Origin of the sequence: Arthrobacter sp. A2-55, assembly GCF_025548615.1 — a bacterium.
In the GTDB taxonomy this organism is placed as follows: Bacteria; Actinomycetota; Actinomycetes; order Actinomycetales; family Micrococcaceae; genus Specibacter; species Specibacter silviterrae.
Genome location: NZ_JAJLOZ010000048.1, coordinates 1 through 22,360 on the forward strand (window position 1 = coordinate 1; position 22,360 = coordinate 22,360).

Genomic DNA, 22,360 nt, shown 5'->3' on the forward strand with positions numbered 1-22,360 from the left:
GGTCAGGGCATCCAGGGTGTCCCGGCGGTGGGCGGCCAGCTCCGTGGCCTGGTTCGCAAGCAGCCGCGCACTGGACTCGGGAATGTGCAGGCTCGCCCCGATCTCGGCCACGGCCGCGGATTCGGCAATCCCGCCCTGCCACGCATCCAGGGCCAGGGCGGCGGCCTCCACGGCGGCCGCACCCAGGTGCCGGGCCACCAGGGCCGCCTTCACCGCCGCGAGCCCCGATTCCAGGACCCGCAGCTGCTCCAGGGCCGCGGCCGTGCCCGCCTGCACGGCCCGGGCGGTGGAGGCCCGGGAGGCCGGTTCCGGGTCGGGGACCGGGTACGGGATGAACGCCGGCAACCCGGCCAGGGAGGCGCTGCCGGGGCCAAACGGTTCAACGACGGGCAGGGACACGGCGGCCAGCACCGCCGCCACATCCTGTGCGGCGGACGACTCCCCGTTCCCGGGGCCAGGCACCAACCCGTCCATGAACCCACACTACCCGCACCGTAACCGAAACGCAATAGTTCCTAGGACAAATATTCTATATCCCCTGCCACCGAGCCCCGCCTTTCCGAGCCACCGCCACCGCGCACAAACCAGGCCCGGCACCGGAAGCAAGCCCACCGGCGTCGAGCATCACCAGCAGCGAGCCTGGCCGGCAGCGGCAGCAAAGCCGCGGGAGCAAAGCGGCCGGGGCAAAAAACTGCGTGGATCATCCGCCCAGATGCTTCTCCCAGGCCACGGTGCGGCGCACGGGCCGGTAGCCCATTCCTTCGTAGAGCCCCAACGCGCCCGTGGGGTTTTCAGTGTCAACATCCAGGCAGGCGTGCTCCATCCCTGCCGCCCTGTACCGGGCCATGGCATCGGACAGCAGGGCGGACGCAATCCCACGCCCGCGCCAGGCCCGCCGCACGCCAAGAATTTCCGTGTACCCTTCCTGCCGGCCCTCTTTCGCAAACCGCTCAGGGTCGTACATGGAAAGCTGGTATCCGGCCACCTCCCCGGTGCGGGTGTCAAGCGCCACGGCAGACCACGCGGCCCGGAAGTTCTCAGATTTCAGCAGAAAGCCCCATTGCTGGACACTCCGCGGCTCCGAGCCCCAATGGTCTGCAAATGCCTCATTGTGCGCGAGCCGGACCGGTTCGGCCAAGGCCTGCGTAAAGAGCGACAACACAATCCCCGAGGGCACCGCGACAGCGGGCGCACCGGAAAGCGGCCGGGCCATCTCGGAAAAGTACCGCACCGGTAGATAACCGGCCCCGGCAAACAACCCGGTATGCGCCGGATTCACTTCTTGGGTGTAACTTCGCACCATCCCCGGCGGCAGCCCTTCCGAGGCGAAGCGGGCACGCAGCCGGTCCTCCTGCCAGAACAGCATGCCGGCGCCAATCCCCCGCCTCTGCCACTGCGGGTCAACGCCACCGAAGGCATAGCCCACCGCGGCGCCGGGATTTTTGGACACGCTCGCATAGGCCCTGTGCACCCCGTCGGCATCAAAACCCGCCAGCGTGTTCTCCGCAGAGGGGTTGACGGAATCCTCGAAGCTTGTTGCCAGCTCCGAACGGGTCTCATGCCAGTGCGCTTTCTCGGCCGCGGCAATGCGCTCCACCAGGGCAAGCCAACCGTCAATGTCGCCGTCGGCCAGCGGCCGGAACGCCAGGCCGCCGGCCCATGGAAGGGACTTGTCGGGGAGGGCCGTCATCCCCCCAGCCTAAACGCCGGCTGCCTCCTGCACCACAGCCTCCCTGCCGTTCGCCAGCCCAAGCGACAGGTGGGTGTCAGCGGTCGCAGCCAGGCCGGCGTCATGGGTCACCAGGACCACCGCGACATCGGCCAGGGAAGCACGCAACTGTTCCACAAGTTCCTGCGATTCGTCCTCGCCCAGGTGCGCGGCCGGTTCATCGAGAAGCACGACGGCGGCACCCGCCACGAGCGTCCGTGCCACCGACACGCGGGTCCGCTGCCCGCCGGAGAGATGATGGCCACCCGGACCGACGGGTGTGGCGAGGCCCTCCGGGAGCGCCCGGAACCACGGCCCGAGCCCCACGGTTTCCAGGGCTGTTTCCAACTCCCTGTCCGTGGGGGCGCTGGCGGCAGGGCGGGCCAGCGAAAGGTTGGAGCGCAGTGTCGAGTTGAAGAGATATGCCTCCTGGGGACACCACGCAATCCGCGCCAGGGCCTGCGGCGACGCCGGCCCGCCGTTGATGGTGTAGCTGCCACGTTCAGGCTTGAGGAAGCCGAGCAGCACGGCCAGCAGGGTCGATTTGCCCGCGCCGGAGGGCCCGCTGACACTCCACCACCGCCCGCGCTCCGTGCCCCCGCTGATGCCTGTGAACACCGGCTCCGGGGCGCCCGGGTACCGGGCCGTGATCCCATCCACGCGCACGGAGGCACCGGGATCCATCTCAATGACACGGTCCGGAATGGCTGCGGGCGGTGCAGCCACCACCCCGCCTGCCCCCGTTGTGGCACTGTCCAGCAGCGGCATGGTCCGCGCCATCATGGTGCCCAGCACGGGCAACTGTTCCACGGCTTCAATGTACTGGCCCAGCGGTTCTGCCAGCGCCAGCATCAGCAGGGCCGCCACGGCCGCTGCTCGGGGGTCCGCCCCGGCGGCGATGGAGCATGCCGTCACGGCGACGGCGGCCGCCGACGTCAGGGCCGACACCGCCGACTGGCCCAATCCGTTGGCAAAGGCGAGGCGGCGCAACGGTGCGGAGACTGCCAGGTCGCGGGCGGCAAAGGCGCGGGCCTGGACCTCCCCCACCCCGTTGGCGGCCAGCTGGTCCGCTGCAGCCAGCAGGGTGGTGGCCCTGGACGCCAGCCAGGAACGGTGCACGGCGGCCGCAGCCGATGACCGGCGCTGGGCCGCGTACACCACCACGGGCAGCACCAGCAGCACCAGGACCCCCAGCAGGACCACGGGCCATGCGGCCGCCGGAACCAGCCACACCGTGGCGGCCAGCACCGCCAGAAACGAAAGGATGGCGGCCGGAATGGGCACGGCAGCGCGGGGCAGCGCGTCCCGCAGCTCGTCGACGTCGGCCACCAGGGTCCCCAGGGAACCGCCCGAGCGGGTCAGCCGCCCCCAATGGCGCACGTTCGATCCCAGCGCGTCCCACAGCTTCAGCCGCAGGTCGGCGGCCCAGCGGAAGACGGCGTCGTGCGTCAGCAGGCGTTCGCTGTAGCGGAGCACGGAACGGCCCACGCCAAACGCCCGCACGCCAACAATGAGCGTCATGAGGTACATCATGGGCGGCTGGGCCGCGGCCCACACGATGAGCCAGCCGGAAACGCCGGACAAGGCAGCTGCGCTGAGTGTTGCAAGGGCGGAAACCGCAACACCGGCCAGGAAGCGGGGCGAGCGCAGAGGCAGCTGCCGGAGCCAGCGCCACTTGAATGTGGCCGGGCCCGCAAGGGCATGACCCGGCGCGGTGGGGGGAATTTTGGCGGCGGGTGTGCCGGAGCGCAAGGGCCCGGTCCTATGGGTTTCGGCAGGCGGAACCACCGAGCCGGCAGGCGAAACCAGCGGGCCGGCAGGCTCAACCACCGGGCCGCGCAACAGGCCCGCCAGCGCCGAGTCATGGGTGGCCACGACCAGGGCCACCGTGCCGCGCAGGGCACAGATGGCCCGGCGAACCATGTGGGCCGACACGGGATCCAGGTGGGCCGTGGGCTCGTCGAAGAGGACAAGTTCCACTGAAGGGTCGGTGGCGGTTCGCGCCAGCGCCCGGGCCACGGCCACGCGGCGCAGCTCCCCGGGGCTGCACTCAAGGGGGGAACGAGCCGCCAAGTGGCCCGCATTGACCTGTTCCAGGGCCCTGTGCACGGCACCGTCCGGCACCTCCAGGCCCAGCTGCCCGGCGGCGTAGAGGGCCACCTCGGCTGCCATGGTGTCTTCAGAAAAGACGGGATGCTGCGGCACCCAGGCAAGGGCATCCCGTGAGGCAGTGCGCAGCCTGCCGCTGACTTCGGCATCCCCCGGAAGCCCTGCCAACACCGCCAGGGCAGTGGACTTGCCCGTGCCGCTGGCGCCGTCGAGCACCAGCACGCCCCCGCGCGGCACCACAGCCGAGAAGCCGGACAGGGCTGCCTCCGTCCGCCCCGGATACCGGACGCGCAGGTTCTCGGCCCGCACGACGGCGGCACCGGCGTCGGGCATGGAAGCGGTGGCCTGGCGGGTGGCCGGGATGGCGACGGCCGCACCGGAGCCGGGAGCGGCCACAGGCCGGTCCGTGCCCAGGATCTCATTGACGCGGCGCAGTGCCTCGACGCCGTCCTCGCTGCCGTGATGGGCGGCGCCAACGTCGCGCAGCGGCCGGAAGCATTCGGGGGCCAGCATGAGGGCCAGGAGCCCCGCCTCGAGCGTCATGCCGCCGTAAACCAGCCTGACGCCGATGAAGACGGCCACGACAGCCACCGAGATGGTGCTGATCAATTCCAGCGCCATGGATGAGAGGAAGGCGGTGCGGAGGGTGGCCATGGTGGATTTGCGGTACTGCTCGGAGACGTCTGCGAGCGCCCGGCGCTGGGCCCCTGCACGCCTCAGGCCCACAAGCACGGGAAGGCCCCGGGCCAGCTCGAGGAGGTGGTTCGACAGCCTGTCCAGGCCCCGGGCAGCGAGCTCCACCCGGTCCTGGGTGTGGAAGCCGATCAGCACCATGAAGACCGGCACCAGCGGCACGGTGAGTGCCACGACCAGGGCGCTGACCCAGTCGGTCAGCAGGATCTGCAGGCCGATGAGGGCGGGCAGCACGGCGCAGCTGACGAGTGCGGGCAGGTACGCCGTGAAGTAGTTGTCCAGCCCGTCCAGCCCGCGGCTGGCCAGCATCCCTTCAGCACCGGTGCCGGTGCTGCCCGCACTGTTGCCGGACAGCCGGTGGGCCATGAGACGTGCCCGCAGTTCCTCCTTGGTGCCCAGGGCCGCCCGCCGCGCCAGCACCTGCTGGCCCCACACGGCAGCGGCCAGCGCGGCGGCGCCGAGCCCGCCCTGGATGGCCAGCCGCAACAGCTCGGGCTGCCTCCCGCCGGCCCAGCCGCCCAGGGCGTGGGCCAGCGCGGCCATGAGGAGCACCAGGCCCACGGCCTTAAGCGCGGCCAGGCCGGCGAGCCCGGCCAGGGCCATGCGGGTGCTCTTTCCGGCGGGCAGGGCGGGGCGGGGGCTCATGTCAGGCTCCCCCTGCCGCGGCAACGCCCTTGGCTGTTCCGGAGGCCGGCCCGACGGCGGGGGCGAAGTCGTGCGGGTCCGGCAGGTGGGTGATGCTGATGCGCTTGCGGAAGATCCAGTAGGTCCAGGCCTGATAGGCCAGCACCAGCGGCACGCCCACGGCGGCCACAATGGTCATCAGTCCCAAGGTGTAGGCCGAGGAGGAGGCATTGGTGACCGTGAGGTTCCAGGCGCTGTTGAGGGTGGACGGCAGCACCACGGGGAAGGTTGCACTGAAGATGGCCGTGCTGCCCAGCACCAGGAAAGCGCCCAGGGACAAAAAGCTCAGCCCCTCCCTGTCCTTGCGGTTGGCCAGCCATGCCGCGGCTGCCGCCAGCACGGCAGCGGCGATCAGGGCCCAGCTGAAGGCTTTGCCATTCTGGAGTGCCACCGCAATGGCCCAGGCCGCCATCGGCAGCAGAGCCGGAACCAGCCAACGGCCCACCAGGCGGCGGGCGCGGTGGCGGACGGCGCCGTCGGTCTTCAGGGCCAGGAAGGCGCCCGCCTGGAGGAGGCAGAAGCCCACCAGTGCCAGCCCGCCGAGCACTGCGTACCAGGTGAACCAGGCGAAGGGGCCGCCCACGCGGTCGCCGTTGGCATTCAGGGGCAGGCCGGTGGTGGTCAGGGCCAGCATGGCACCGATGCCAAAGGCAGCCACGAAGGAACCGACGGCGATGGCCCAGTCCCAGGTCCTGCGCCATATGTCCGAGTGGACCTTGCCGCGGTATTCAAATGCCACGGCCCTGAAGATGAGGGCCAACAGCACAAACACCAGGGGGATGTAGAGGGAGGAGAACAGTGAGGCGTACCAGAACGGGAAGGCGGCAAATGTGGCGCCGCCGGCGGTGATCAGCCACACCTCATTGCCGTCCCACACGGGGCCCACGGTGTTCAGCAGCAGGCGCCGTTCCTTTTCGTCCCGGGCAAACGTCTTCATGAGCATTCCCACGCCAAGGTCGAATCCCTCGAGGAAGAGGTATCCGGTCCACAGCACGGCAATGAGAATGAACCACAGGGTGGGGAGGAAGTCCATTGAATGAATCCTTAGTCCAGGGATGTTGGCGGAACAGGTGCGGGGGCTGCGCCCGGCCGGCGGGCGGCCGGGCTAGTAGGCAAAGGCAAGGACATCGCCGCCGCCCTCCCCGCCCGGGTGCGTGCCGCCGTCGTCCTTCCCGCCCGGGCCGCCCGGATGGGCCAGCTCCGGCATGGCGGAGACGGTCCCGCCGCGGATGTACTTGACCAGCAGCACCACCTCCACCACCAGCAGGACGGCATAGACGGTGGCCAGGGACGCCAGCGAGAAGACCATCTCCCCCGCCGAGACACCCGGCGAGACGGCTGCCGCGGTGAACATGAACACCTGGTCAACGCCGCTCATGGAGGGATTGGGGGCCACCACAAAGGGCTGGCGGCCCATTTCGGTGAAGATCCAGCCCGCGGCGTTGGCACCAAACGGGGCCAGGATGCCGAACAGGGCCAGCCGCATGAGCCACTTGGCCTGGGGAACGGTGCCCTTGCGGGTGATCCACAGGGCCACCGCGGCGGCCAGGGCTGCCAGCCCGCCGAAGCCGATCATCATTCGGAATCCCCAGTAGGTGACGGGCATGACCGGGACATAGTTGATTTCCTGGCCGGCCCGCGTTCCGTACAGCGGGTCGTCGGGCAGGTACTTGCCATACTTTGCCTGGTATTCGGGCACCAGCGTGTTGACGCCCTTGATGTCCGTGGTGAAGTCGTTGTGGGCCAGGAAGGACAGCAGCCCGGGGATTTCCATGACTGCCACCACCTTGGAGCAGTCGCGGCTGCTGAGATCGCCGACGGACAGGACGGAGAAGCTGGTGCCGTCGTGGCAGGCGGCCTCGGCGGCGGCCATCTTCATGGGCTGCTGTTCAAACATGAGCTTGCCCGACAGGTCGCCGGACACGGCGGAGCCGGCAAAGGCGATCATGGCGACGACGGCGCCGATGCGCAGCGACTTGATCCACACGGCGTGGTCCCGCTTGTCGCGGCCCGGGATGGTGGCTGATTCGCCGACGATAACGTGCCCGCGGGCGTCGACGGTGTCGATGCCGTCACGACGGCGGCGCCACAGGTGGTACCATGCGATGCCCAGCAGGAAGCCGCCGGCTACGGCCAGGGCGCCGGTGATGGTGTGGAAGAACGCCACCAGGGCAGTGTTGTTGGTAAATACGGCCCAGGCATCCACCATCTGGGGGTGCCCGTTAACCATCCTCACGCCGACGGGGTGCTGCATCCATGAGTTGGCGACCAGGATGAAGTAGGCGGACAGGATGGACCCGCACACGGCGATCCACAGGCAGGCCAGGTGGATCTTTGCCGGCAGCCTCTTCCAGCCGAAGATCCACAGCCCCAGGAAGGTCGACTCAACGAAGAAGGCCAGCAGTGACTCCATGGCCAGCGGGGCGCCAAACACATCGCCCACAAAGCGGCTGTATTCACTCCACGCCATCCCGAACTGGAACTCCTGGACGATGCCCGTGGCCACACCCATGATGAAGTTGATCAGGAACAGCTTGCCCCAAAACTTCGTCGCCCGCAGGTACTCTTCCCTGCCGGTGCGGTGCCAGGTGGTCTGCAGGATCGCCACCAGGGCCCCGAGCCCGATGGTCAGGGGGACCATCAGGAAGTGGTACACCGTCACTATCCCGAACTGCCACCTGGCAATGTCCAGTGCTTCCATCAACGAGCCTCGTTCCACGTCTTGAGCCGTCCAGCGGTGAAATTTCTACATTATGTAGAAGTCTAAGTTCTACCCTGCGTAGAACATTGCTGTCAAAACCTGTACATTGGACTTGGAAACAAAAGTTTTGCTCTACGAATAGAAGGATCTTGCATGGCAACTCTTGGGGACCTGGAACGGGCCGTCATGGATCTTTTGTGGGAACATCCCGAAGCCATCACGGCCAACGCCTTGCGGGACCTGCTCTCGCAGCGCCCGTCGGGGGACGGCGACGGACAGGAATCGCGGCCGCTGGCAGTCACCACCGTGCTGACAGTGCTGTCGCGGCTGGAAAAGAAGGGCCTGGTGGAGCGCGAGCGTTCTTCCCGCCCGCACCGCTACCGTGCCGTCACGAGCCGTGCCGACCACACGGCGGAGCTCATGCTCGAGGTGCTGGGCTCCGCCCCCGACCGCGAAGCCGTGCTGGCCCGCTTCATCGGCACCGTCAGCGAAGGCGAGGCCGCGACCCTGCGCAAGCTTTTGGGCCGCGACTGAATCCGTCCGCCGCCACACGGTAGGTTTGCAGTATGTATTGGACCTCGTGGCTCCTGGCCGGGCTGGCCATTGCCCTGGCCTGGCCGGTCCCGGTAGCACTCTCACGCGCCAAGTGGCCCGCCACGGCACCCTTTGCCGCGATGGTGCTGTGGCAGTCCCTGGCGCTGGCCGGCGGGCTCTCCATGATCGGGGCAATGCTCTGCTACGGCCTGGTGCCGCTGGGCGGTAACCTGGCGGCCGGGCTGCGCGGGCTTTTGGACATCTTCCTGGGCCGCGAATCACTTGACGCGCTGGGCCTGGTCCACGCATTCGCGCTCAGTGCCGCAGCCCTGCTTTCCGCACACCTGGTCTTTACCCTTTGGCTGACGTACTTCCGCATCAACCGCCAGAGGCGCCGCCACCGCGACCTGCTGGCCCTGCTCAGTTCCCCGTCCCATGACCGCCCGGACACCCTGGTCATCAACCATGAGGCGCCGGTGGCGTACTGCCTGCCCGGAGGGTCCCGGTCCGTCACGGTTCTCTCCGACGGCCTCATGACCCTCCTCTCCCCCGAAGAGCTCCGTGCCGTGCTGCTGCACGAGGAAACCCACCTGACCCAGCGCCACCACCTGCTGTTGTGGGCCTTTGCGGCGTGGCGTTCGGCCCTGCCGTGGCTGCCCACCTCACGGCTCGCCCAGCGCGCAGTGTCCTCCCTGATTGAGATTCTGGCCGACGACGTGGCACTGCGCTCCGTCAGCAAGTCCACCCTGGTGACGGCCATCGCCCTGGTGGCCAGCGGCCCCGCCCAGCTGCCTGCCACGGCCCTGGTGGGCGGTGGTGCGGACCAGATTGACACCCCGGCGACGACGTCGGCCAGGCTCAGCCGGCTGCTGGCCCCCACACCGCCGCTGGCGCGCAAACTGCAGGCGCTGGTGTTGGCGGGTGCGGCACTGCTGCTGGCCCTGCCGACAGCGCTCCTGCTGGTTCCGGGCATGCTGGGCGGCTGACCACCCCGATCCTCCCTGACGACCCCGGCGCCCCCTCCACCCTCCGACGCTCCCTCAGCTTTCGGGGTGTTTTCGCCGACGCTCCCTCAGCACGGTGAGGGAGCGTCGGGAGAAAAGGCCCAAAAGCTGAGGGAGGGTTTTGGAGGGGGCTAGGCGTCGATGCGGTCGGCGTCGAGGTGTTCGCTGCCTGCCACTATGAATTCCTTGCGCGGCGCCACGTCGGAGCCCATCAACAGCTCAAAGGTGTGCTCGGCGCGGTCGGCGTCGACGCTGGTGACGCGCCGAAGCATGCGGTGGCGGGGGTCCATGGTGGTTTCCGCCAGCTGCTCGGCGTCCATTTCACCCAGGCCCTTGTAGCGCTGGATGGGCTGCTTGTAGCCCTTCCCCGACTTTTCCAGCTTGGCCAGCAGCGCGTGCAGTTCCTTCTCCGAGTAGGTGTACACCATTTCATTGGGCTTGGACCCAGCGTTGACCACCTCCACCCTGTGCAGGGGCGGGACGGCCGCATACACATTGCCGGCGTCGATCATGGGTCGCATGTAGCGGAAGAACAGTGTCAGCAGCAGGGTGCGAATGTGGGCGCCGTCGACGTCGGCGTCCGTCATCAGGATCACCTTGCCGTAGCGGGCGGATTCAAGGTCGAAGCTGCGCCCGGATCCCGCCCCGACCACCTGGATGAGCGCGGCGCACTCGGCGTTGGCCAGCATGTCCCCCACGGACGCCTTTTGGACGTTGAGGATCTTGCCGCGAATGGGCAGCAGCGCCTGGAAGTCGGAGGAGCGCGCCAACTTGGCCGTGCCGAGGGCACTGTCCCCCTCCACGATGAACAGCTCGCTTTTCTTCACGTCACTGGTGCGGCAGTCGGCCAGCTTGGTGGGCAGCGAGGACGTTTCCAGCGCGTTCTTGCGGCGCTGTGTTTCCTTGTGCACGCGGGCCGAGATGCGCGACTTCATCTCGGACACCACCTTTTCCAGCAGTGTCGCGGCCTGGATCTTTTCCCCGCGCGCGGACGACTCCAGCTTGGCCTTGAGCTCCTTCTCCACCACCTTGGCCACAATGTTCTTCACGGCCGGGGTGCCCAGGATTTCCTTCGTCTGCCCCTCAAACTGCGGTTCGGCCAGCCGGACGGTCAGCACGGCGGTCAGCCCGGCCATGACGTCATCCTTCTCGATCTTGTCGTTGCCGGCCTTGAGCTTGCGCGAATTGGCTTCAATGGTCTTGCGGAAGGTCTTCAGCAGGGCCAGTTCAAAACCTTCCTGGTGCCGCCCGCCCTTGGGTGTGGCGATGATGTTGACAAAGCTGCGCATGGTGGTGTCGTAGCTAATCCCCCACCGCAGCGCGATGTCCACTTCACAAACGCGCTCGACGGCGGTGCTCTCCAGATGGCCCTCGGCATTGAGCACCGGCACGGTTTCCGTAAAGGAGCCGCTGCCCTGCAGGCGCCAAATGTCAGTCACCTGGCCGCCGACCGCCAGGAAGTCGACAAACTCCGAGATGCCGCCGTCGTGCCTGAACACCTCTTCGTGGGTGGCGAACTCGCCGGCCGTGCCCGGCAGCCTTCGGCCGTCCTGCACGGTGATCCGCAGCCCGGGCACCAGGAAGGAGGTTTGCCGGGCCCGGGCCACCAGCTCTTCGTAGGAAAATTTTGCGTCAGGCGTGAAGATCTGGCGGTCGGCCCAGTACCGGATGCGGGTGCCGGTGACGCCGCGCTTGGTGGTGCCCACCACGTCCAGGCTGGATTTTTCGGTGAAGGGTTCGAAGGGCACGTCCGGGCTCAGCGACCGCCCCGTGTCCTTGAAGTGGCCGGGCTCACCGCGCCGGAAGCTCATCTGGTACGTCTTGCCGCCGCGGTCCACCTGGGCGTCCATGCGGGAGGACAGCGCATTGACAACGCTGGCGCCCACGCCATGCAGACCGCCCGAAGCCGCATAGGAGGTGCCGCCGAACTTGCCGCCAGCATGGAGCTTCGTGAGCACCACTTCCAGGCCAGTGAGTCCGGTTTTTGGTTCCACGTCCACCGGGATGCCGCGGCCGTCGTCGTGCACCTCCACGGAATTGTCCCTGTGCAGGATCACCGTGATGTTTTGCCCGTAGCCGGCCAATGCCTCGTCAACGGAGTTGTCGATAATCTCCCAGAGGCAGTGCATCAGGCCGCGGGAGTCTGTGGAGCCGATGTACATGCCGGGCCGCTTCCGCACGGCTTCCAGCCCCTCCAAAACGGAAAGGTGGCGGGCGCTGTAATCGGAACTTTGACGGGCCAAGGCTGGCGTACTCCTTATGAATGCGGTTGACGGGGCGGCGGACGCGAAGCCCGCAACCCTTTCAAGGTTAACGCTTCATTGCCCCCTCCACAGGCAGGCATGCCGCACCGGCCGGGCTACGCGGTAAGCGAAAGTGCGCGGTGGTGGACATGGAACGGCCCTGTGCAGTGGTTGTATTAGGTACAGGAACTAGAGAAGGAGGCCATCATGACTACCACCGCCATTGCCAGCCGAGAGCTGAACACGATGGATCGTTGTGACCGTTGCGGCGCACAAGCGTATGTGCGAGTAGTGCTGGAGTCCTCCGGCGGGGAACTGCTTTTCTGCGGACACCACGCCCGCTCCGTGGAAACCACATTGCGCCCATTGTCGGCCGAATGGCATGACGAAACTGCCCGGCTGCACGAAAAGGCACCGGTTTCAATCGACTAGGCACAAGCACTTGAAGGGGCTGCGGACATGGTTCGCGGCCCCTTTTTTTGTGCCCTGGAGCCGGCACGGCTAAGGTGCCTTAGCCTCCCACTCCACGCAGCGGTGCCGCAAATAAGGCAACTGCCCGATGTTCGTCCACGCCGTCCGGCGAAGGATGGAATCATCACAAAAAAGGTTCACACCAATGAACCTGGGCAGAAAGGGATGAGCATGTCTGACTTCATGGCGCTGCTGCTGGCACAACAAACGGAACGCGAACGCACTGTGGCACTCGAACAGCGAAGGCTGTTGCTCGAGGCTCACGGCACCGATCCCCGCTTCCACCGGGCCCCAGGAGTGTTCCAGCGCCTGCAGGCCCACTTCCTGAAAAGTGTGCGGTCTCCCGGACGTGACACGGAGGTGCCCGCCCACCGGGCAGCGGGCAGCGCAATTCACGGCAACGCATGACGGGGCTGCCGGCCACTGGGCGTCAGTGGCAGGATGAAGGCATGCAGTGGCCACAGCACAGCAGCGAACTGATCGGGCGCGAACCTGAAATGGGCGCCTTGGCAGACTCCTACCAACTTGCCGGGGAAAGCAAGCCCCAAGCCGTCATCATCTCGGGTGAGGCCGGCCTGGGCAAGACCCGCCTGGTGCAGGAGTTTCAGCACGGCCTGCCGCACGAGGCCCGGGTGCTGGTGGGCCAGTGCGTGGACCTGGGCCCCCTCGCCACGCCTTACGCCCCCATTGTCGCCATCCTGCGCGCCCTGGCAGCGGACATCGGGGTGGCCGCCCTGATGGAGCTGGCCGGTCCGGGTGGTGACGCCTTGGCGCTGCTGCTGCCCGAGGCCGGCGTGGCCGGGCGTCCGGGACCGAGCCCCAACCGGGTTCTGGAAGCTGTCAGCACGGTTTTTGAAAAAGCCTCCGTGTCGCGGCCCCTGGTGGTGGTGGTCGAGGACCTGCATTGGGCGGACGACTCCACGCTGGCGATTCTTCGTTTCATTCTGCGTGCCTTCAATGGCGGCCGGTTCCTGTTGGCCATGACCTACCGCAGCGATGACGTCCACCGCGGCCACCCGCTCAAGGCCTTTCTGGCCGAAGCGGAACGGGGGCGGTATGTCAAGGCTGTGGCTCTGGCCCGGCTGGACAGGGGCCAGGTGCGCCAGCTCATGGAGGCCGCCACCGAGGACGCCGTCGACTTCGAATTCGTTGAAAATGTCTTCGCCCGCAGCGACGGCATCCCGTTTTTCGTGGAGGAACTGCTTGGCCTGGGTGACTGCGCAGCGCCCGGGGACCTGCCCTCCTCACTGAAGGACCTGCTGCTTGCCCGGTACGAACGGCTGGAAGAACCGGTCCAGTACTTTCTGCGCGTCCTGGCAGCCGGCGGGGTCAGCGTCCGCCATTCCCAGGCAGAGCTCGCCTTCGACCACCCGCAGGAAGAATTTGAGGCGTCAGCCCGGGCTGCCCAGCGGGCCAGGCTGATCGACGTGGACGGCGAGTGCTATTCATTCCGGCACGCCCTGGTCAGGGAGGCCATCCACGCCGACCTGCTCCCCGGCGAGCGGACCCGGTTCCACACCCGCTACGCCCAGGCCCTGGAAGCCGCGGGAGCCATCCACCGGGACGCCGCGGAAATTGCATTCCACTGGGACGCAGCCAACGATGTGGAGAAAACCTTTGCCTCATCCCTGGCGGCCATGGCCCAGGCCAGGGCAAACTTTGCCTATTCGACGGCCGCCAAAATGGGCGAACGCGCCCTGGAACTGTGGGATCGTGTGATTGACCCATCGGTCGTTGCCGGAATCCCGCAGTACCGCTTGATGGCCCGCACGGCAGCCGCGCACAGCCTGGCCGGCGACGGCGAACGGTCCCTGGCCGTGATCAGGCTCGCCGCCGCGGACCCTTCCGCCACGGGGACCGACAGGGCACGCCTGCTGGCGGCCCAGGCGCGATATCTTGGCTTCAACGCCAAGCCCGGGTCCGATGCCCTCTTGCTGGAGGCCATTGAGCTGACACCGCCGGGGTCCGACGACATCCTGCGGGCGTCACTGTTGAACAGCCTGGCCGCACGGTACATGCTCGAGGCCCGCCTGCAACAGGCCGTGGAAACGTCCACAGCTGCACTGTCGCTCTCCTCCTCAAGCGGCAATGCCGCGGAGCAGTCCATTGCCGCCAATCTCCGCGGCGTCAGCCGCATCAATGCCGGCGACATTGCCGGCGGCCGCAGCGACCTGGAGGCGGCGGAAAGGCTGGCCCAGGGCGACACCCAGGCACTGCTGCGTTTCCGCGTGAACTATTCGGACATTCTGAACCTGCTGGGTTTGTACAGTGAATCCATCCAGGTCGCGGAAGCGGGCATCGTCAAGGCGCGGGAGCGGGGCGAGGAACGCACATCTGGGGCCATCCTGTCCTCCAAAGCCGTTGACCCCCTGTTTGCCCGGGGTGACTGGGCCGGCGCCCAAGCCCTCCTTGACCGCAACCTTTCCCTTTCGCCACCCAGTTCGTTCCACGCCTACCTGCTGAGGTCAAGGATTTGGTCAACGCTGTGGGGCGGGGACGTGCCCGGCGCGGAGGCGCTGTTCCGGCAGTGGCAGCCCCTGTTGCGCGCGCTGGCGGGGGTGGAAATGCAATCCCGGCTGCATCTGGCCACGCTTGGCGCTGAATTGGCGTGGGCCGGGGGCCGGCTGGATGCGGCCTGGCAGGAGGCCTGCTTCCTCCTGGACCCGGAATTCCTGCCGCTGCCGGGGTACGACCTGCCGCTGCTGGCGGTTGCGGCACGTGTGCTCGCCGCCCGGCGCCGCGCCGGTGCCCGGATCGATGACGACGCCGGACGGCTGCGTGCCGTGCTGGACCGGGACTCCTTCTGGCCCACCCATCCGGCGTGGCAGGCATTGTTTGACGCTGAATTGGGCGGCCCCGGGCTCGACGGCGGCGAGCTGGCAGCCTGGCACCGGGCAGGGACGTTCTCGGCAGTGCTGCCGGCCCATCTGGGACCCTATATTGCCTGGCGGACAGGCCAGGCCGAGTTTGCCAGTGGGCGGCGGTCCGAGGCGGCCGCCACGCTGTCAGCGGCCGTTGAAGGCGCCGAGGGGCTCGGCGCGCTGCTTTCCGCCCGCCTGGCGCGGAACTTCGCAGCCCAGGCGGGGCTCTCACTCGACGGACCCAAACAACGACACGGCGGCGACGGCCTCACAGAACGGGAACGCCAGGTCCTGGCCCTGGTTGCCGGCGGACTGAGCAACCGCCAGATTGGCGAGCAATTGTTCATCAGCGCCAAGACGGCCAGCGTCCACGTCTCCGCGATCATGCGCAAGCTTGGCGTGTCAAGCCGCATCGAAGCAGCCGCACGGGCGCTCTCCGGCCAACCGGGCAAAAAATGACCCGGAGCGGGTGCAAAATTGCAAGCACCCGTTCCGGGTCATTTCCAAGCTGGACCGGCGAGTGGGGATTAGTCCAGGTAGTCCCGCAGCACCTGCGACCGCGAGGGGTGTCGCAGCTTGGACATGGTCTTGGATTCGATCTGGCGGATGCGCTCACGGGTGACGCCGTAGACCTTGCCGATTTCGTCTAAAGTCTTCGGCTGGCCGTCGGTCAGGCCAAACCGCATGGCAACCACGCCGGCTTCGCGTTCGGACAGGGTGTCCAGCACCGAGTGGAGCTGTTCCTGCAGCAGCGTGAAGGAGACTGCGTCGGCGGGAACAACTGCCTCGGAGTCCTCAATCAGGTCACCGAATTCGGAGTCCCCGTCCTCGCCCAGCGGCGTGTGCAGCGAGATGGGCTCGCGGCCGTACTTTTGGACCTCGACCACCTTTTCCGGCGTCATGTCCAATTCCTTGGCCAGCTCTTCGGGCGTGGGTTCGCGGCCCAGGTCCTGGAGCATTTGGCGCTGGACGCGGGCCAGCTTGTTGATGACCTCCACCATGTGCACGGGGATGCGGATGGTGCGTGCCTGGTCGGCCATGGCCCGGGTAATGGCCTGGCGGATCCACCAGGTGGCGTAAGTGGAGAACTTGAAGCCCTTGGTGTAGTCAAACTTCTCGACTGCACGGATCAGGCCCAGGTTGCCTTCCTGGATCAGGTCAAGGAACAGCATGCCGCGGCCTGTGTAGCGCTTGGCCAGTGAGACGACCAGGCGCAGGTTGGCCTCGAGCAGGTGGTTCTTGGCACGCTTGCCGTCGTGGACGATGCGCTGGAGGTCGCGCCGGAGCTGCTCGTCCATCTTGCCGTCGTCGGCTTCAAGCTTCTCGTGCGCGAACAGGCCGGCCTCGATGCGCAGGGCCAGGTCCACTTCCTGCTCGGCGTTGAGCAGGGCAACCTTGCCGATTTGCTTCAGGTAGTCCTTGACCGGGTCCGCCGTGGCCCCTGCCGACATGACCTGCTGGACGGGTGCGTCGTCGTCGTCCGAGTCGGAGTAGACAAATCCGGTGCCGGTCGCAACGGGCTTTTCACTCTTTTCGGCACCGTCCTCGCGGTCGTCGTCGTCGGCAGTGGGGCCTTCGGCGGCAGAATCGTCATCCGTGGCGTTCTTGGCACGGGTCTTGCGCGGCGCGGCAGCCTTCTTGACGGGAGCCGCACCCCCGGCCGACTTCTTGGCAGCAATGGTGGCGGCCCGCTTCTGTGCCGGAGTCAACGGCTCAGCAGCTGGCGTTGCCGGGTCTTGAAGCTTGTTTGTTGCGGAGTCATTGCTCTTGGCAGTAGCAGACACAGAAAACCTTTCTTGCGGCGGTCTGTGGGGTTACCTTGGGGCAACACCACTATGACCCTGTCAAGTCCGTGTTGCTTTTGGCATCACTTGGCTTGGAGGGTCTTACGGTATAACTCCCCGCGTCCCGGCATTGTTCCCGCCGGGCGCAGGTGAATCATTCCGTGACGGCACCAAACCGTGGCGCTGCACAAAACACGGACCCAACCGGGTCGCGGCTTACATTGTCTCATGTTCTGCCACTGGATTTGCTCAGGCCGCTTCCTCCTCAAATTCGTCGCGACGGTAGCCGGGCCATGCAGTGCGCTGGTCCTTGGCCCAGGCGGCAATGAACCCCGTGTCCAGCAGGCGCTCGAGCAGATAGGCCAGCTTGTACCCCGGCTGGCAGCCCTGGGAGGCTTGAAAGTATGTCCCGGCCCAGGTCCCGCGGCCGCGGCACCACTGGATCCAGCCGAGCAGACAGAGCACCGGCGCCTTGGCCGGGCCCTGCAGTGATCCGGCAAGGAAGAGCAGCAGTTCCTCAGCACGGTCCATCCTGCCCCAATTCGGGCGGGCTGCCCTCGGGTGGGCTGCTCCCCCGCCAACCGCACTGCCGCCCAGCAGGATGTCGCTGAATGTGGCCGCCGCCCCGCAGGCGTCCAGATCCAAAGGATCCGAAAGGCCACCGACGCCGACCTGGCGGCCACCGGACAGGAGGACTTCATAATCCTCGGCCTGGTTGCCGCCAAACCAGTTGGGCGGCACCACTGGCCGGGCAGTTGCTGATTCCAGGAAGCCCATGTCGAAGAGGCCGGCCAGGGCCAGTTCCGGCATGTCGGCCAGGGAGACCATGACGGCGTCGCGCATGGAGGTGTTGCCCAGGCTGGCCGCAAGGAAGGCCGACATGCCGGCGTCGGGATGTTCCGGCCAGTGGGCCAGGGACCTTTCCCAGGCACCCAGGGTGACGGCTGCCTGGTTTACGGCCAAGGCGGTCCCCGCCAAGCCATCGGCAAGGGCAGGCCGGAGTGCTTCCACCTTCCCGGCAAAGGCCCGGTCAGTCACGGCCGTCATCTTGGGGATGCGCTCCCGGGGATTTTCCTCGACGGCGCTGCCGCGGAACACAAACTCTGCATTGACAAAGCTGCCGGTGATGGTCGAGTTGCTGCGGCCGGGCCACGGGCAGCATGACGGATTCGAGCACTCGACGCTGCGCCAGTGCCCGCTGCCGACATACCAGCTGTCCCGCACCGGCAGGCCCTCGGCGGCAAAAGCCCGTTGCAGCGCCTCATGGAGATCGCGCAGCGGAAAATTGTCCGGCTCGGTCCAGTCCTCGCCGGCGAAGAAGGCAATGAGGCAGCCGTCGGCCTGCGGGTCGCTGGCCAGCTGGACCGCGGCGACGCGGGCGAACCCGTCCAGGTCCACAGTGCCCGAGGGCGGCACGTCCAGGCGCATGGTGGCCCGCAAGGCCTTGCCGCCCATGCCGATGCACACCACGCTGTTCTCCGGCCAGTAGCCGACAATGTGGGGTATGAACGCCAGCAGGTCCTCGCCGGCACTGACTCTGATTTTCTCTTGTTTTCCCATGCCCCCAGACTTCCGCGCATCGGGGCGGCAAAAAAGGCCGCAAGCCCCCAAAGCGTCCATCTGTGGATAACACCGCGCTGCTTCGCACTCAAATGATCAAGCACTTCCGCTCACACGTGGCCGGAGGGCAGCGGGGAAGCCCGGTCAGTCCTGCCCGGCAGGGCCGCCGTCGTGCTTTCCAGCGGTGTCGCGGCCAGCAGTGTCCCTGCCCGCAGTGTCCCTGCCCGCAGAGTCCCTGCCGGCAAGCCGCCCGGCCCGCAGCTCGCTCCTGTACTGGGCCCGGCGCCGGGCATTGTCGGCCAGCGCCTGCCGCAGCGGCGGAACTGTCTCGCCCGCCAGGGCCATTCGGCGGCGCACCTGGTTGCGCATCCCAATCACGGCACCCACGCCGATGGCCAGGACGATGAATTGGAAGGACAGCGCAATCCGGAACGAGTCCAGCGAATACAGGTTGCCGCCGGAGAAGCCGCTGTTCTTGAGCAGGTCAAGAATCAGGCCCACCACGTACATGGTGATCAGGGCCGCGATGAATCCGCCCACATTGACGATGCCCGTGGCGGTCCCGATGCGGCGCGACGGATTGAAGGTCCGGGCAAAGTCAAAACCGATCATGGATGCCGGGCCGCCGAGGGCCAGGATCAGCACCAGCACCACCAGCAGCCACAGGGGTGCCGGCCCCGGGTAAAGGATAACGGAGAGCCACGCGGCCGTAATGGCAAACGTTACGGCCAGGACCATGGTGGAGCGGCGCATGGGGTGCCGGCCCACCCAGCCGCCCAGCAGGGGTCCGCAGATGATCCCGACCACCACAAAGAGGCTCAGCAGGACGCTGGCCTCGGTCGGGTCCAGGCCCTGGCCAGACACGAGGAACGGGTAGCCCCAGGTCATGACAAACACATTGCCCGCAAATTGTGTGGCAAAGTGGCTCCACATGCCCAGGCGCGTGCCCGGCTGCTGCCAGGCCCGGGCCAGGTCCTCCGCCGTTTCCTTGATCCCTGCCAGTTCGACGGCGGGCCCCGACGTTTCCGGTGCATTGCGCAGCGCCGCGGTGGAGAGGACGCAGGCCACCAGGCCCAGCCCGGCGAGCCCAAGGAATGCCGGGCTCCAGCCCCAGGCATGGAGCACCAGGGCAAACGGCGCAATGGAGATCAGCTGGCCGAACTGCCCGAGCTGGCCCGTCAGCTGCGTGAGCAGGGGCACGCGCCGGGACGGAAACCAGGCCGGGATGAGCCGGATGACGGAGATGAACGTCATGGCGTCGCCGGCGCCCACGAAGATGCGGCCCACCACGCCCCCGGGCACGGAGGTTGCCGCGGCAAGCTGAATCTGCCCCACCGTCATGAGGGCGGCACCGGTGGCAATCATGACGCGGGGGCCAAAGCGGTCCACCAGTACGCCCACGGGGATCTGCAGCCCCGCATACACCAGCAGCTGGATGACCGTGAACGCGGACAGGGCGGACGCCGATGCGCTGAAACGCGCTGTGGCCTCAAGCCCCACCACCCCGAAGGAGGTTCGTTGGGTCACTGCAATGAGGTAGGCGAAAACGCCGACTCCCCAAACGGTCCATGCGCGTTTACTGTCCACGGAACAAGACTATTCGTCCCCGGTCCGCAAGCCATGGCCGGGCGGCTACGATTCCCGTCACATTTGGCCGGCCGCAACCCAATTAGGGGCGGCCGGGGCCGTCCAGGGGACCGGCGTCGCGGCTGGCCAGGTAGGCTTCCACGGCTGCCCCGAGCTCATCGGCGCCGGGCAGTTCGTCGTTGTCCCCGGCCAGGAGGGAACGCCGGGCCGTGCCGTCGCTGTGGGCGTCATACTGCGTCTCAAGGTTCTTCACGACGGCGGCCACTTCCGCCGAGCCCTCCACCTGTTCGGTGATTTGGCGTTCCACGGCCCGCCCGGCTTCCCGGAGCCGTTCGCTGGGCAGCATCAGCGAGGCTGCGGCGCCCAGGTATTCCAGGCCGGCGACGGCGGCAGGCGGGTACTCGGCGTCGGCCAGGTAGTGGGGCACGTGGATGGCGTAGCCCACCACGTTCCGGCCCTCCGCTGCCAGCCGGTATTCAAGCACATGCCCGATGGCGGACGGCAATTCCAGGGTGGTCTTCCACGCCGAAATTCCCTCGATGAGTTCGGGCCGGTTGCCGTGCACGGTGGCCCCGATGGGACGGGTGTGCGGCACCGGCATGGGAATGGAGTGCACCCATGCCGTCAGGTTGACGTCCAGGCGGCGGACCAGGCCCAGCACGGCCAGGGTGAACCGTTCCCACTGCAGGTCCGGCTCACTCCCGAACAAGAACAGGAAGGGCTTTCCGAGGGCGTCCACCATGCGGTAGAGCACCAGCGACGGCGCCTGGTAGTCGCTGAGGTGGTCCTTCGTGAATGTCATCCGGGGACGCCGGGAGCGGTAGTCAATGAGCTGGTCGATGTCGAAGACGGCCAGGGGCTCTGCGGCCAGGTGGTCGGTCAGCTCCCCGGCAATCTGGGTGATGACATGGCCGGCATCGGAAAACCCGGTGAACGACATCAGCAGGTTCAGCCCCCGCAGGTCCTCGGCCGCCAGCAGCGCCTCATTGAGGGCATAGAGGGACTCGGGGTCCTGGAACGGGGCATGCGCAATGTTGTTCATCTGTCTTCCTCACACTGGTGTCTCTCACCAGCACAACGCCGCAGGCGCCGGGAATCATCCCGGGCACCGTGGCGCACATGGTTTATCTCGCGGCAGCCCGTGCACCACGGGTGCCGGGGCTCTGTTTCAATCCTTCGCGTTGACCTGCACAAAGGGCGGCTTGACCACGGTGACGCCCAGCCGGCGCCCGCGGATGTCCAGCGCCAGGGTGTCCCCGAGCGCAACAGACGGGGCCACCAGGGCCAGCGCGACGCCGTTGCCAAGGGTCGGCGAAAAGGTGCCGGACGTCGTCGTCCCCACCACGGCGCCGGCGCCGTCCAGGACAGCCGCGCCGGCACGGGGCACGCCGCGCTCGGTCGCGAGCAGGCCCACGGACTTCCGCGGCGCCCCGGCCGCCTTTTGGGCCACCAGTGCGTCCCGGCCCCAAAACCCTTCCTTCTTCCAGCCCACGGCCCAGCCCACACCGGCCTCCAGGGGCGAGATGGCCGTGGACAGCTCGTGGCCGTGCAGGGCGTAGCCCATTTCGGTGCGCAGGGTGTCCCGGGCCCCGAGTCCGGCAGCCTTGCCGCCGGCCCTGCCCACCTCCGCCGCCAGCGCCTCCCACACGGCGGGGGCGTCGGCCCAGCGCGGCACAATTTCATAGCCGTGCTCGCCCGTGTAGCCCGTGCGGCACACCGTCAGGGGCAGTTCGGCGCCGCCGATCACGGCCACCGCATCAACAAAGGACATGTACTGCGCCGGTTGGGGCAGGCCCAGTGCCTCCATGACGGCCGCCGAGGCCGGGCCCTGGACGGCAAAAACCGCAAAGTCCCGGTGGAGGTCCCTGATCTCGAGGTCCTTGGTCTCCAGGGCGGAGCCTTCGGCGTCGCGGGCCTCCACCAGCGCCGCGACAACCGCCGCGGTGTTCGCCGCATTGGGAATCAGGAACACGTCCCCGTCACCGCGCAAATAAGCAATGAGGTCGTCAATGACGGTGCCTTCGGGCGTCAGCGCGAGCGTGTACTGGGCACTGCCGGGAGCGATCCTGAAGAGGTCGTTGGTGAGGCACCGGTTGGCAAACTCCCGTGCTCCGGGCCCGCGGATTTCAGCCTTGCCCAGGTGCGAGACGTCAAAGAGGCCGACGGCGGTGCGCACGGCCGTGTGCTCGGCCACCACTCCGCCGCCGTCGTACTGCAGCGGCATCAGCCAGCCGCCAAACTCGGCCATCTTGGCGCCGTGGGCCACGTGCCATTCATGCAACGGCCCGTGCAGCAGCTCCTGGGTATTTTCACTCATGCCCCATACGGTACCGCAGGCCGGGGCGGCCCACCCCCCGGTGCCCGGCAGCAACGGCCCCCCGCGCCGAAAGAGACTACGATCTTTAGGAGTGTGACCTTTCA

At 67.4% G+C, this 22,360-nt stretch carries 15 protein-coding genes and 1 pseudogene; 5 read left to right on the plus strand and 11 right to left on the minus strand.

The window, feature by feature from the left end; genetic code table 11:
- From LPN03_RS13545 to LPN03_RS13565, 5 genes and pseudogenes are all read right to left on the minus strand, one after another.
- Positions 1–474, minus strand: a pseudogene (locus LPN03_RS13545) (hypothetical protein); the annotation flags it as partial.
- A gap of 226 nt (positions 475–700) precedes the next feature.
- Positions 701–1,690, minus strand: a complete 990-nt coding sequence (locus LPN03_RS13550) for a GNAT family N-acetyltransferase (RefSeq protein WP_262454617.1) — start codon at positions 1,688–1,690, stop codon at positions 701–703.
- A gap of 9 nt (positions 1,691–1,699) precedes the next feature.
- Positions 1,700–5,155 carry a thiol reductant ABC exporter subunit CydC gene (cydC, locus tag LPN03_RS13555; protein ID WP_262454618.1) on the minus strand — a complete coding sequence of 1,152 codons (3,456 nt, stop codon included), beginning with the start codon at positions 5,153–5,155 and terminating at the stop codon, positions 1,700–1,702.
- A gap of 1 nt (position 5,156) precedes the next feature.
- Complete coding sequence (cydB, locus tag LPN03_RS13560; RefSeq protein ID WP_262454619.1) at positions 5,157–6,227, minus strand: cytochrome d ubiquinol oxidase subunit II; 1,071 nt, start codon at positions 6,225–6,227, stop codon at positions 5,157–5,159.
- 72 nt (positions 6,228–6,299) lie between these two features.
- Positions 6,300–7,895, minus strand: coding sequence for a cytochrome ubiquinol oxidase subunit I (locus tag LPN03_RS13565; protein WP_165183337.1), 1,596 nt, complete (start codon positions 7,893–7,895; stop codon positions 6,300–6,302).
- Positions 7,896–8,048: 153 nt separating this feature from the next.
- On the opposite strand from LPN03_RS13565, the gene LPN03_RS13570 reads away from it, so the two are divergent.
- Together LPN03_RS13570 and LPN03_RS13575 are read left to right on the plus strand one after the other, a co-directional pair.
- On the plus strand, positions 8,049–8,429 hold the full coding sequence (locus LPN03_RS13570; protein WP_165183338.1) for a BlaI/MecI/CopY family transcriptional regulator: 381 nt from the start codon (positions 8,049–8,051) through the stop codon (positions 8,427–8,429).
- A gap of 32 nt (positions 8,430–8,461) precedes the next feature.
- Complete coding sequence (locus tag LPN03_RS13575; RefSeq protein WP_262454620.1) at positions 8,462–9,415, plus strand: M56 family metallopeptidase; 954 nt, start codon at positions 8,462–8,464, stop codon at positions 9,413–9,415.
- Between the two features lie 149 nt (positions 9,416–9,564).
- On the opposite strand, the gene LPN03_RS13580 is transcribed toward LPN03_RS13575, so the two are convergent.
- Complete coding sequence (locus LPN03_RS13580; protein ID WP_262454621.1) at positions 9,565–11,676, minus strand: type IIA DNA topoisomerase subunit B; 2,112 nt, start codon at positions 11,674–11,676, stop codon at positions 9,565–9,567.
- A gap of 207 nt (positions 11,677–11,883) precedes the next feature.
- Between LPN03_RS13580 and LPN03_RS13585 the strand changes: the two genes are divergently transcribed.
- The 3 genes from LPN03_RS13585 to LPN03_RS20830 all read left to right on the plus strand — a co-directional run bounded on the left by LPN03_RS13585 (position 11,884) and on the right by LPN03_RS20830 (position 15,467).
- Positions 11,884–12,108, plus strand: a complete 225-nt coding sequence (locus tag LPN03_RS13585) for a hypothetical protein (protein WP_165183341.1) — start codon at positions 11,884–11,886, stop codon at positions 12,106–12,108.
- Between the two features lie 210 nt (positions 12,109–12,318).
- Positions 12,319–12,555 (plus strand): valine--tRNA ligase, encoded by a 237-nt coding sequence (locus tag LPN03_RS13590; RefSeq protein ID WP_165183342.1) that lies wholly within the window; start codon positions 12,319–12,321, stop codon positions 12,553–12,555.
- A gap of 41 nt (positions 12,556–12,596) precedes the next feature.
- A complete protein-coding gene (locus tag LPN03_RS20830; RefSeq protein WP_316255809.1) occupies positions 12,597–15,467 on the plus strand; it encodes an ATP-binding protein in 2,871 nt (956 codons plus the stop codon).
- A gap of 68 nt (positions 15,468–15,535) precedes the next feature.
- Here LPN03_RS20830 and LPN03_RS13605 read toward each other — a convergent pair whose 3' ends face one another.
- The 5 genes from LPN03_RS13605 to gcvT form a co-directional block, all read right to left on the minus strand.
- Positions 15,536–16,792 carry an RNA polymerase sigma factor gene (locus LPN03_RS13605; RefSeq protein WP_262454622.1) on the minus strand — a complete coding sequence of 419 codons (1,257 nt, stop codon included), beginning with the start codon at positions 16,790–16,792 and terminating at the stop codon, positions 15,536–15,538.
- 249 nt (positions 16,793–17,041) lie between these two features.
- Entirely contained in the window at positions 17,042–18,352 is a 1,311-nt protein-coding gene (locus tag LPN03_RS13610; protein ID WP_262454623.1) for a DUF4192 domain-containing protein, read from the minus strand.
- A 144-nt stretch (positions 18,353–18,496) separates the two neighbouring features.
- Complete coding sequence (locus LPN03_RS13615; protein ID WP_262454624.1) at positions 18,497–19,939, minus strand: MFS transporter; 1,443 nt, start codon at positions 19,937–19,939, stop codon at positions 18,497–18,499.
- Positions 19,940–20,021: 82 nt separating this feature from the next.
- A complete protein-coding gene (locus LPN03_RS13620) occupies positions 20,022–20,981 on the minus strand; it encodes a proteasome assembly chaperone family protein (RefSeq protein ID WP_262454625.1) in 960 nt (319 codons plus the stop codon).
- Between the two features lie 126 nt (positions 20,982–21,107).
- Positions 21,108–22,256, minus strand: a complete 1,149-nt coding sequence (gene gcvT, locus LPN03_RS13625) for a glycine cleavage system aminomethyltransferase GcvT (RefSeq protein WP_262454626.1) — start codon at positions 22,254–22,256, stop codon at positions 21,108–21,110.
- Positions 22,257–22,360 lie beyond the last annotated feature (104 nt).

Excerpts from the sequence above, each read along its gene's own strand:
- LPN03_RS13590 (WP_165183342.1), top strand. The coding sequence starts at position 12,319 with ATGTCTGACTTCATGGCGCTGCTGCTGGCACAACAAACGGAACGCGAA.
- cydB (WP_262454619.1), bottom strand. The coding sequence starts at position 6,227 with ATGGACTTCCTCCCCACCCTGTGGTTCATTCTCATTGCCGTGCTGTGG.
- LPN03_RS13570 (WP_165183338.1), top strand. The coding sequence starts at position 8,049 with ATGGCAACTCTTGGGGACCTGGAACGGGCCGTCATGGATCTTTTGTGG.
- LPN03_RS13620 (WP_262454625.1), bottom strand. The coding sequence starts at position 20,981 with ATGAACAACATTGCGCATGCCCCGTTCCAGGACCCCGAGTCCCTCTAT.
- LPN03_RS13610 (WP_262454623.1), bottom strand. The coding sequence starts at position 18,352 with ATGGGAAAACAAGAGAAAATCAGAGTCAGTGCCGGCGAGGACCTGCTG.
- LPN03_RS13550 (WP_262454617.1), bottom strand. The coding sequence starts at position 1,690 with ATGACGGCCCTCCCCGACAAGTCCCTTCCATGGGCCGGCGGCCTGGCG.
- LPN03_RS13585 (WP_165183341.1), top strand. The coding sequence starts at position 11,884 with ATGACTACCACCGCCATTGCCAGCCGAGAGCTGAACACGATGGATCGT.
- cydC (WP_262454618.1), bottom strand. The coding sequence starts at position 5,155 with ATGAGCCCCCGCCCCGCCCTGCCCGCCGGAAAGAGCACCCGCATGGCC.
- LPN03_RS13575 (WP_262454620.1), top strand. The coding sequence starts at position 8,462 with ATGTATTGGACCTCGTGGCTCCTGGCCGGGCTGGCCATTGCCCTGGCC.
- LPN03_RS13565 (WP_165183337.1), bottom strand. The coding sequence starts at position 7,895 with ATGGAAGCACTGGACATTGCCAGGTGGCAGTTCGGGATAGTGACGGTG.
- gcvT (WP_262454626.1), bottom strand. The coding sequence starts at position 22,256 with ATGAGTGAAAATACCCAGGAGCTGCTGCACGGGCCGTTGCATGAATGG.
- LPN03_RS20830 (WP_316255809.1), top strand. The coding sequence starts at position 12,597 with ATGCAGTGGCCACAGCACAGCAGCGAACTGATCGGGCGCGAACCTGAA.